The organism is Wenjunlia tyrosinilytica, assembly GCF_014646055.1.
Classification (GTDB): Bacteria; Actinomycetota; Actinomycetes; order Streptomycetales; family Streptomycetaceae; genus Wenjunlia; species Wenjunlia tyrosinilytica.
Window position 1 is genome coordinate 220,223 of sequence record NZ_BMMS01000013.1, and the last position, 9,865, is coordinate 230,087.

The following is a 9,865-nucleotide window of genomic DNA, read 5'->3' on the forward strand; positions in this document are numbered from 1 at the left end:
GAAGGACGCCCAGGTGACAGCGCAGTTGCCCCAGACACGCTCCGACCTGCAGTCCGTTCTCGACCGGGCCGCCGAGGGCGGTCGCATCACCGCGCAGGAGGCGCTCGACCTCTACCGGTCGGCCCCGCTCCACGCGCTCGGGGCCGCCGCCGACAAGGTGCGCCGCCGCCGCTACGCCGGTACCGAGCACATCGCGACGTACATCATCGAGCGGAACATCAACTACACCAACGTATGCCTCACGGCGTGCAAGTTCTGCGCCTTCTACGCGCCGCCCAAGAGTGACAAGGGCTGGTCCCGCGGCCTCGACGACATCCTGCGCCGCTGCGCCGAGACGGTCGAACTCGGCGGCACCCAGATCATGTTCCAGGGCGGCCACCACCCGGACTACGGCGTGGAGTACTACGAGGAGCACTTCTCGGCGATCAAGAAGGCGTTCCCGCAGCTGGTCATCCACTCCCTCGGCGCCTCCGAGGTCGAGCACATGGCCCGCATCTCCGGGGTCGGCGCCGAGGAGGCGATCCGCCGTATCCACGCCGCCGGGCTCGACTCGTTCGCCGGCGCCGGCGCCGAACTCCTGCCGGAGCGGCCGCGCAAGGCGATCGCCCCGCTGAAGGAGAGCGGCGAGCGCTGGCTGGAGATCATGGAGATCGCCCACAACCTGGGCGTGGAGTCCACCTCCACGATGCTGATGGGCACCGGCGAGACCAACGCCGAGCGGATCGAGCACCTGCGCATGATCCGTGACGTGCAGGACCGCACGGGCGGCTTCCGCGCGTTCATCCCGTACACCTACCAGCCCGAGAACAACCACTTGAAGGGCCAGACGCAGGCCACCGTCTTCGAGTACCTGCGGCTGATCGCGGTGGCCAGGCTCTTCCTGGACAACGTGGCCCACATCCAGGGCTCGTGGCTCACTGTCGGCAAGGAGGCCGGGCAGCTCTCCCTGCACTACGGGGCCGATGACCTCGGCTCGGTGATGCTGGAGGAGAACGTGGTGTCCTCCGCCGGCGCCAAGCACCGCTCCAACCGCATGGAGTTGCTGCAGCTCATCCGGGCGGCGGGCAGGGTGCCCGCGCAGCGCGCGACGACGTACGAGCACCTCGTGGTGCACGACGACCCGGCCAACGACCCGGTGGACGACCACGTCGTCTCCCATCTGTCGTCCACGGCCATCGAGGGCGGCACCGCGCACCCCGAGCTCAAGCTCATCGACGCTTCCTGAGTCCCGACTCCGACAGCCCCGAATCCGACGAATCCCGGTCCCCGTGCTCACCCTCCACACCGCCCCCGTCGTCCGCCCGACCGGCGACGGGGAGCCCGTGCGCGACGGCGCCGTGCTCGTGGACGGCGAGCTGATCGCGGCCGTGGGCGCGTTGGACGAACTGGAGGAGGCGTATCCGCGGGCGCGGGTGCGCCGGTGGCCCGGCGTGCTCGTTCCGGGCCTCGTCCACGCCGGACCCCTGGCCGGGGACGATCCCCGGGGCAGCGTGCACCAGTTGCTGAAGGCCGGGGTGACGGCGGTGGCGGAACCCGGCGGCGACCCGGCCGTCCTCGAAGCGCTCTCGCGCAGCGGGCTGGCGCGCGGCGGCGGCCCGAGGGCACTGGTGCCGGGAGCGCGGGCGGACCTCGCCGTCTTCGACGGCCAGGGCACCTGCGTGGCAACGGTCCTGGCGGGCCGTCTGGTCCACCGCCGGGCCTAGAACCTGTCGCAGCCGGGGCCTTCGGGTCCTGAGAGCGCGCGCCAGGAGCCGGTCGCACCTGACGGCTCGCCGCCCGCGGCTTCACTGGCCGCCGAACCATCCCGGCACATCCAGCCGGAACACCTCCCGCGGTGTCACCTTCCGCAAATCCTCCTCCATGGCGTCCAGCCGCTCCTCGCCCAGCGTCCGCGCCCACCGCTCCCGCAACTCGTCGAAGATGCGCGCCGAGCGGACCAGGCAGTCGACGCCGCGCTCGGTGAGCTGGACGGTCTTCCGGCGGGCGTCGGACGGGTCGGCGGCGCGGCGCACATAGCCGAGGCGCTCCAGCCCGTCGACGGTCTTGGCCGCCGCCTGCTTGGAGACTCCCAGCGTCCTGCCGAGCTCGGCCGCCGTGGTGCCGGTCGGGCCGATGGCCTGGAAGACGAATCCGTGCATCGGCCGCACGTCCGGATGCCCCTGCCGGGCCAGCTCGGCGTGCAGGTCGTCGATGAGGACACGGAAGCCGAGGAAGAGCCGCAGCGGCAGCTCGAAGCCGGGGGTACCGCCGACGTCACTTGACACGATCGACAACCAGGTTCACCATTTTCCTTGAGTAGACAACCGCATTGTCGATTGTAGGAGATGCCCCGATGCCTGTCATACGCCATGCCCACAGCCGCAGGACCGAGACCCCCAACGCCGTGATGACCACCCTCGCCTCACCCACCCAGGGCGACGCCGCCGGGCTCGCCGTCTGGCGCGTCGACATGCGCACCGGGCAGTCCGGTCCCGCGCACTCCTTCGACACCGAGCAGGTGTGGACGGTGCTCGAGGGCGGCGCCACCGTCGAGCTCGACGGCGAGTCCTTCGCCGTGGAGCCCGGGGACACCGTCGTCATTCCGGCCGATGTTGCCCGGCGGGTTCACTGCGACAACCACGCCGGGTTCGCGGCGATCGTCGCGGCCCGGTCGGGCGCCGGCGCCTACGCCCCATCGGTGGCGGCGCCCACCGCGTGCGCCGCCCTGGACGGCGGCAAACTGATCCCCGCCTGGATCGCCTAGCGCGCTCGCGCCCGCGGACCGGTCAGCCGGTCGGCCGGCCGGGCCGGTCGGCCGACGGTGAGGGGCCGGGGGCTGCCGGTCCGTGGTCCCGTGGTCCCGTCAGCCGGTCGCCGCGGGCGGGATCAGCCCCAGGCCCCTGACGGCGGCGGCGAGCGCGGTCGGATCGCCGGTCCGCCCGAAGACCTCGGCGGCGGTGTCGGCGAGCTTGATGGCGTGCTCGTCGCCGTGCTCCGCCGCCCGCTCCAGCACCTCGCCCACGTCCACCGCCTCGGCGACCAGGCGCTCCGCCTCCCGCGCCGGGGCGGCCTCGGCGGGCTCGTACGCGGCCGTGACGGCGGCGCCGGCGGCCCAGGCCGCGTTCAGACTCGGCACCCACAGCCGCTCCGGCAGTGCGGGAAGCGTCCGCAGCACGGCGGTCGGCGCGGTGGCGGAGTGCACCTGCATCACCGCGTCGCCGTGACCATGGGTGAGCAACCGGACCGTCGCCGCGTAGGCCACCTCCGCGAGCCGCACCCGCGCCTGCTCGGGTGTGTGCGCCGGCCGCAGCGCCGAGACGGCCCCCGGCCACCGGTCGACCCGCCCCAACTGCCCCAGCCGGTAATCGATTCCGCGCTCCTGATCCGGCACCGCGGGTACGTTTCCCAGCGCCTCGAGCGGGCCCTGCCGCCCCGAGGGCTCGACCACCCCCGGCACGGGCTGCCACCGCGCGGCCCAGTACCCGAGCGCCTGCCCCAACTCCGCGGTCCTCGGCCCGGTTCGGCCGTCATCGCCGCCGTCCTCGTCCTCGTCGAGGAGGACGCGCACGGCGTGGCCGGTCCTGATGACCCCATGGGTCGCCCCCGCGGCGATCCCGGGCACCAGCCGCGGCCACCAGGTGGCGAGCACGTCCCGCCAGGGCCGCTCGGACATCTCCACCCCGAAGAACTCCAGCCACTCACCGAGCAGCTGGGGATTCCCCAGCGCCTCCCGCCACTGATCGGGCTCGATCCGGGTGGTGGCCCGGGGCAGCTCCTCCAGCCGCCTGACGTAGACGTCCAGCCAGGGGTGCACCCGCCCGGCGAAACCGTTGCGGACCAGGGCCTCCACGGCCATCGGAGCGTGGTTGCTCAGCCAGCCGCGGAACTCGGGACCGGTGGAGTGCACCCGCTCCAGCGCCTCGTCGAGCGTGCCGGTCGTGTCCTTGTCCATGCTCCCCAGGCTAGGAGAGGCGGGCTCGTTCTGTCGGCCGGGCCCGGGCGCCTCTGCGCGGCGCCCGGCAGCCGCCGGTGGCTGGCCGCCTGTGTACCGGCCGCCTGTGTACCGGCCGCCTCGGTACCGGCGGCCTCAGTACGGGTTGAACGCGATCGACGACGAGGCCGCCAGCACTCCCAGGACGAACTCCGCTAGCCCCCCGTCGAACTCCGTCCACCGATCGCCGCGGGCGTCCCCGACGACCACCGTCCACTCGTCGGGCTCGACGCCGGTGCGCCGCCAGTAGCACTCGTCCCCGTTCTCCGCCCGCCCGAACGGCACGAGGTCGGCCGGGTCCTCGACGCGGTAGGGCACCAGCGCCCCGGCGTCCCGCAGAAACCTCAGCGACGAGAGCCCCTGCTCCACCTGGTGCACCAGATCGAGCTCCCGCCAGGCCGCGCAGGGCTGGTAGAGATGCAGATACTCGCCGAAGCACCCGGCCCCGTAGACCCCGACGAGCTCCTTGTAGTCAGCGGGCAGCCGCAGGCCCACCTGCCGCTCCACCGCGGCCCAGTCCACGGCGGCCCACTCCCGCCGCTCGGGAGGAGCCACCAGCCGGAGCACCTTCAGCGTGTTCGCCGAACCGACCGTCCAGACACTCATGCCCCGAAGCTGCCCCCGCGCACTCGCGAGCGACCGGAACACGGCTGCAACGCGCCCCCGCCCCCTCCGGGCGAGCACGCCCCGGGGGGTGGCGCCGCGCGGGCGCGCCGCGGGTGCCCCCGTGCCGCCGGGGGCGCGGCGGCGGTGAACAATGGGGGAGTGACCCGAGCCTCCCTGGACAAGAAGCCGCAGGAAGTCGCCGCGATGTTCGACGACGTCGCGGCCAAGTACGACCTCGCCAACGATGTGCTCTCCCTCGGGCAGACACGGCTGTGGCGGCGGGCCGTCGCCCAGGCCGTAGGAGCGCTGCCGGGCCAGCGGGTGCTGGACCTGGGGGCCGGGACGGGGACCTCCTCGCTGCCGTTCGCCGCCGCCGGGGCGCGGGTCGTGCCGTGCGACTTCTCGCTGGGCATGCTGCGCGAGGGCAAGCGCAAGCACCCCGAGCTGCCGCTGACGGCCGGGGACGCGACCCGGCTGCCCTTCGCGGACGAGAGCTTCGACGCGGTGACGATCTCGTTCGCCCTGCGCAACGTCAACGGGTACGAGGACGCCCTCGCCGAGATGCTGAGGGTGACCAGGCCGGGAGGACGGCTGGTGGTCTGCGAGTTCAGCAGCCCCACGTTCGGGCCGCTGCGCACCGTCTACAACGAGTACCTGATGCGGGCCCTGCCGCCCGTGGCCCGCTCCGTCAGCAGCAACCCGGACGCCTATGTCTACCTCGCCGAATCGATCCGGGCGTGGCCGGACCAGGCCCGGCTCGCGCGGGCGGTCCAGCGGGTGGGCTGGGGCGAGGTGGCCTGGCGCAACCTCACCGGCGGCATCGTCGCCCTGCACCGCGGTACCAAGCCGCAGTACCGCGCCCCGTCCTCATAGACTCAGGCGCGCACCAGACCCGCACCCACCTGGGAGAGCCGTGACCGACACCCTTGCTTCCGAGCGCAGTGCCGACGTGATCGTGGTCGGAGCGGGGCCGGCGGGCGCCGTGACCGCGTACCACTTGGCGAAGGCCGGGCTCGACGTTCTCCTGCTGGAGAAGACCGAGTTCCCGCGCGAGAAGGTGTGCGGCGACGGGCTGACCCCGCGGGCCGTCAAACAGCTTGTCGGGATGGGCGTCGACATCTCCGAGGAGGCCGGCTGGCTGCGCAACAAGGGCCTGCGGATCATCGGCGGCGGCCAGCGGCTCCAGCTGGACTGGCCTGAGCTGGCGACCTTCCCCGACTACGGGCTGGTGCGCAAGCGCGCCGACTTCGACGAGATCCTGGCCCGCCAGGCGCAGAAGGCGGGGGCACGGCTGCACGAGCGGTGCAACGTCACCGGGCCGGTCATCGACGACCGGACCGGCCGCATCACCGGGGTCGAGGCGAAGCTGGGCGAGGAGAAGACCCCCGTCACCTTCCACGCCCCCCTCGTCGTGGCCGCGGACGGCAACTCCACCCGGCTCTCCCTCGCCATGGGCCTGCACCGCCGCGAGGACCGGCCGATGGGCGTCGCGGTGCGCACGTACTACACCAGCCCGCGCCACGACGACGACTACCTGGAGTCCTGGCTGGAGCTGTGGGACCGCCGAGGCTCCCAGGAGCGGCTCCTGCCCGGCTACGGCTGGATCTTCGGCATGGGCGACGGCACGTCCAACGTCGGCCTCGGCGTGCTCAACACCTCCTCGGCGTTCAAGGACCTCGACTGGCGCGAGGTGCTCAAGGCCTGGTGCGCCTCGATGCCCGAGGACTGGGGCTACACCGACGAGAACATGACCGGCCCGATCCGCGGCGCGGCCCTGCCCATGGCGTTCAACCGCCAGCCGCACTACACCAAGGGCCTCCTGCTCGTCGGCGACGCCGGTGGGCTGGTCAATCCGTTCAACGGCGAGGGCATCGCGTACGCGATGGAGTCCGGCGAGATCGCGGCCGGAGTCATCGTGCAGGCACACGCGCGGGCGACGGCGGGCCAGCGGGAACTGGCGCTCCAGGCCTACCCGAAGATCCTCAAGGAGACCTACGGCGGCTACTACTCCCTGGGCCGCGCGTTCGTGAAGCTCATCGGCAACCCGAAGGTGATGAAGCTGGCCACCCAGCGCGGCCTCACCCACCCGACGCTGATGCGCTTCACCCTCAAACTCCTCGCCAACCTCACCGACCCCCAGGGCGGCGACGCGATGGACCGCGTCATCAACGGCCTCTCCAAGGCGGCCCCGAAAGCCTAGCGAAACCCCGGAAGCCGCCCGGGACACCCCGGGCGGCTCCTTCGACGCCGGTCGGCGCGCGGGCCGCCGGGTGGGGGCACGGCGGGCCCGCGCGCTGGTTCAGTGGTGTTCGGCCTCGCGGGTCAGGGGCGGCCGAACAACTGGGGGGCCGAGAAGGAGAAGTCGGCGGTGCGGACGCCCGCGCCGGGGTTGGCGGCGTCGACGTAGCGGTCTCCACCGAGGGAGATGCCGACGTGGTAGACGCCTGAGGCGGCGCCGTTGTTCGTCCAGAACAGCAGGTCGCCCGAGCGCACCTCGGAGCGCGAGATCGACCGGACGGCCGAGGCCTGGGCGTCGGCGGTTCGCGGCAGGGAGATGCCCGCTCGCGCGAACGCGGCCTGGGTCAGGCCCGAGCAGTCCCAGGCGTCGGGGCCGTTGCCGCCCATGACGTAGGAGTCGCCGACCTGGGCCAGGGCGAAGGAGACCGCTGCCTGGACACCGCCGGAGGACTGCGGGGCTGCGGTCGAGGCGGAGGCGGAGGGGTGGGGGGAGAGAGCGGCGCGGGTGGCCGAGCGGGAGGCACGGGCGCGCTCCTCGGCGGCCTCGCGGCGGGCGGCGGCCTCGCGGGCCGCCTTCTTCTTCCTGGCCTCGGCGGCAGCCGCCTTGCGCTTGCGCTCGGCGGCCTCGCGCCTGGCGGCCGCGTCCTTGGCGACTTCGTCGCCGAGGCGGTCCACCGCCCGGTCGACGGCGGCGGCCTGGCCGGTGTGGTCGGACAGCGCGGCGATGGACTGCACCGGCACGCGCTCCGGAAGCTGATCGGCCGCGGGGGCGGACGGTGCGGAGGAGGAGGGTGAGACGGCTCCGCCGAGGGCGACGCCGCACAGGACACCGCCGACGGCGCCCGCGGTGCGGACCCATCGGCGGCCGGTTATATGTCGGCCGGAGCGGGCGCCCTGCGCGGCCCGGCCTTCGGTGGAGTTGCGGAACATGGCCTCATGGCTATCAGGAGCTATCGGTTCCGCACAAAACGCGTTAGATGGGTCACAGATCATCAACCCGTATCCCTAATGTCCTGAATCTGCCTGCCGCCGGGGGTGGTTGTCGAGTCGTTACCTCCGGCGGCATTTACGGTATTCACGGCAATCGGGACAAATCTCAGGCGCCGTCTCAGGCCTCGGGTACCGGGTCCGCGCCCCGCCCGCCGCGCGGGTTGCAGCGCGCGAGCCTGCGCAGGGTCAACAGGCCCCCGCGAAGTGCCCCGTGGCGCCGCAGCGCGGTGGCCGCGTACGCCGAGCAGGTCGGCTTGTAGCGGCAACGCGCCCCGTAACGAGGGCTGATGCGCACTTGGTAGTACCGCACGGCCGTGTGCATCCGCCGGGCGAGGAACCCCTTCGGGGTGCCCGCCTCCTCGTTCAGCGCGCGGACGGTCCTGCCGAGGCCGAGTGCGGCCAGGACCACCGCGCCGAGCATCCGCAGTTGCATGAGGACCATGAGGTCGCAGCAGTCCAGCGCGTCGCAGCCGCACTCCGTGGCCGAGCCGTCACCCCCGCCGTCGCCCTTCTCTTTCTTCTTCTTCCGCTTCCTGCGGCCCAGGCATCCGCTCTGCCCCTGCGCCATCGCGAGTCACCCCCGTAACGTCTCTCTCGAGCGAGAGTCCCGAGCGTAGCCGCCGCGGCGTTTGTGAACGCGTGGGCAACACCCCGCGAAAGCTCGTCCCGCCCTCGAGAGTCGTCGGGCATTATCACGCCGCTTCGCCCATCTCAAATTTGCTTCCCACGCGATGTGCGAGGTAGAAGCACACGCCTTCCACCTGCGACAACGTGCCGAGATATGACCTCCGGTGATCACTTGTGTGCTTCGCGTACGAGCATCTGCTCTCATCCGACTTCATGATCATTGGGCGGGTGTCGAAGATCACAAACTCCGTCCAGGACCCCGTGTCGCAGATCACAGAGCGAGGGGCATAGGATGCAGGCGATCCGGGCTTGTGAACCTGCTCACATACAGCGTCGCAAGCCGACAGTCAAAGCCGACTGGAGAGAGGAGCCGAGGACGTGAACGCCTATGCGCCGATCCTCGTACTCGGGGGCCTCGGGGCCGCATTCGCGGTCGGATCCGTGGCCGCCGGCTCGCTCATCGGGCCGAAGCGGTACAACCGGGCCAAGGTCGAGGCCTACGAGTGCGGCATCGAGCCCACTCCGCAGCCGATGGGTGGCGGCCGCTTCCCCATCAAGTACTACCTGACGGCCATGCTCTTCATCATCTTCGACATCGAGATCGTCTTCACCTACCCATGGGCGGTCTCCTTCGACGCCCTGGGGATCTTCGGGCTCGTCGAGATGGTGCTGTTCGCGCTCACCGTGGCCGTCGCCTACGCCTATGTATGGCGGCGCGGCGGCCTGGAGTGGGACTAGCCGCCGGGTCGCGGTCCCGGGCACGGGCACGAGCCTGAACATCTGAGATTGGGGCAATTCGGATGGGTATTGAGGAGAAGCTGCCGAGCGGCTTTCTGCTCACCACGGTCGAGCAGGCCGCGGGCTGGGTGCGGAAGTCGTCGGTCTTCCCGGCCACGTTCGGCCTCGCCTGCTGCGCCATCGAGATGATGACGACCGGAGCCGGGAGGTACGACCTGGCCCGGTTCGGCATGGAGGTGTTCCGCGGCTCACCGCGGCAGGCGGACCTGATGATCGTGGCCGGCCGGGTCAGCCAGAAGATGGCGCCCGTCCTTCGGCAGGTCTACGACCAGATGCCCAATCCCAAGTGGGTCATCTCCATGGGCGTCTGCGCCTCCTCGGGCGGGATGTTCAACAACTACGCCATCGTGCAGGGCGTCGATCACATCGTCCCCGTGGACATCTACCTTCCCGGCTGTCCGCCGCGTCCCGAGATGCTCCTGGACGCCATCCTCAAGCTCCACGAGAAGATCCAGGAGTCGCCGCTGGGCGTGAACGCCCGGAAGGCGGCCGAGGAAGCGGAGGAAGCGGCGCTCAAGGCCCTGCCGACGATCGAGATGAAGGGGCTGCTCCGGTGAGTGACGCACGCGAGGCTGCCCGACGGCAGCCGGAGGACCGGCCGCTCGCTCGCCTCGCGGGCGGAGAAGCGAACGAAGG

Annotated in this window: 12 protein-coding genes; 7 read left to right on the plus strand and 5 right to left on the minus strand. The window is 71.7% G+C overall.

Going from position 1 to position 9,865, the window contains the following annotated elements:
• Positions 1–13: 13 nt before the first annotated feature.
• Entirely contained in the window at positions 14–1,225 is a 1,212-nt protein-coding gene (gene mqnC, locus IEY86_RS16835; RefSeq protein WP_229698494.1) for a cyclic dehypoxanthinyl futalosine synthase, read from the plus strand.
• A 43-nt stretch (positions 1,226–1,268) separates the two neighbouring features.
• Entirely contained in the window at positions 1,269–1,703 is a 435-nt protein-coding gene (locus IEY86_RS16840; RefSeq protein ID WP_189132508.1) for an imidazolonepropionase-like domain-containing protein, read from the plus strand.
• A gap of 81 nt (positions 1,704–1,784) precedes the next feature.
• Here IEY86_RS16840 and IEY86_RS16845 read toward each other — a convergent pair whose 3' ends face one another.
• A complete protein-coding gene (locus tag IEY86_RS16845; RefSeq protein ID WP_444545849.1) occupies positions 1,785–2,273 on the minus strand; it encodes a MarR family winged helix-turn-helix transcriptional regulator in 489 nt (162 codons plus the stop codon).
• Between the two features lie 59 nt (positions 2,274–2,332).
• On the opposite strand from IEY86_RS16845, the gene IEY86_RS16850 reads away from it, so the two are divergent.
• Positions 2,333–2,743, plus strand: coding sequence for a cupin domain-containing protein (locus IEY86_RS16850; protein ID WP_189132509.1), 411 nt, complete (start codon positions 2,333–2,335; stop codon positions 2,741–2,743).
• A 99-nt stretch (positions 2,744–2,842) separates the two neighbouring features.
• Here IEY86_RS16850 and IEY86_RS16855 read toward each other — a convergent pair whose 3' ends face one another.
• Together IEY86_RS16855 and IEY86_RS16860 are read right to left on the minus strand one after the other, a co-directional pair.
• Positions 2,843–3,931: a questin oxidase family protein gene (locus IEY86_RS16855; protein ID WP_189132510.1), complete on the minus strand. Its 1,089-nt coding sequence runs from the start codon at positions 3,929–3,931 to the stop codon at positions 2,843–2,845.
• Positions 3,932–4,066: 135 nt separating this feature from the next.
• Positions 4,067–4,576, minus strand: coding sequence for an SMI1/KNR4 family protein (locus IEY86_RS16860; protein WP_189132511.1), 510 nt, complete (start codon positions 4,574–4,576; stop codon positions 4,067–4,069).
• A 159-nt stretch (positions 4,577–4,735) separates the two neighbouring features.
• Between IEY86_RS16860 and IEY86_RS16865 the strand changes: the two genes are divergently transcribed.
• Positions 4,736–5,449 carry a demethylmenaquinone methyltransferase gene (locus IEY86_RS16865; RefSeq protein WP_189132512.1) on the plus strand — a complete coding sequence of 238 codons (714 nt, stop codon included), beginning with the start codon at positions 4,736–4,738 and terminating at the stop codon, positions 5,447–5,449.
• Positions 5,450–5,489: 40 nt separating this feature from the next.
• Entirely contained in the window at positions 5,490–6,776 is a 1,287-nt protein-coding gene (locus IEY86_RS16870) for a geranylgeranyl reductase family protein (RefSeq protein WP_189132513.1), read from the plus strand.
• Positions 6,777–6,898: 122 nt separating this feature from the next.
• Here IEY86_RS16870 and IEY86_RS37565 read toward each other — a convergent pair whose 3' ends face one another.
• Positions 6,899–7,744 carry a C40 family peptidase gene (locus IEY86_RS37565; RefSeq protein WP_189132514.1) on the minus strand — a complete coding sequence of 282 codons (846 nt, stop codon included), beginning with the start codon at positions 7,742–7,744 and terminating at the stop codon, positions 6,899–6,901.
• Positions 7,745–7,922: 178 nt separating this feature from the next.
• On the minus strand, positions 7,923–8,372 hold the full coding sequence (gene yidD, locus IEY86_RS16880) for a membrane protein insertion efficiency factor YidD (protein WP_229698495.1): 450 nt from the start codon (positions 8,370–8,372) through the stop codon (positions 7,923–7,925).
• A 437-nt stretch (positions 8,373–8,809) separates the two neighbouring features.
• Between yidD and IEY86_RS16885 the strand changes: the two genes are divergently transcribed.
• On the plus strand, positions 8,810–9,169 hold the full coding sequence (locus IEY86_RS16885; protein WP_189132515.1) for an NADH-quinone oxidoreductase subunit A: 360 nt from the start codon (positions 8,810–8,812) through the stop codon (positions 9,167–9,169).
• A 62-nt stretch (positions 9,170–9,231) separates the two neighbouring features.
• Positions 9,232–9,786, plus strand: a complete 555-nt coding sequence (locus IEY86_RS16890) for a NuoB/complex I 20 kDa subunit family protein (protein ID WP_189132516.1) — start codon at positions 9,232–9,234, stop codon at positions 9,784–9,786.
• The last annotated feature ends 79 nt before the right edge of the window (positions 9,787–9,865 follow it).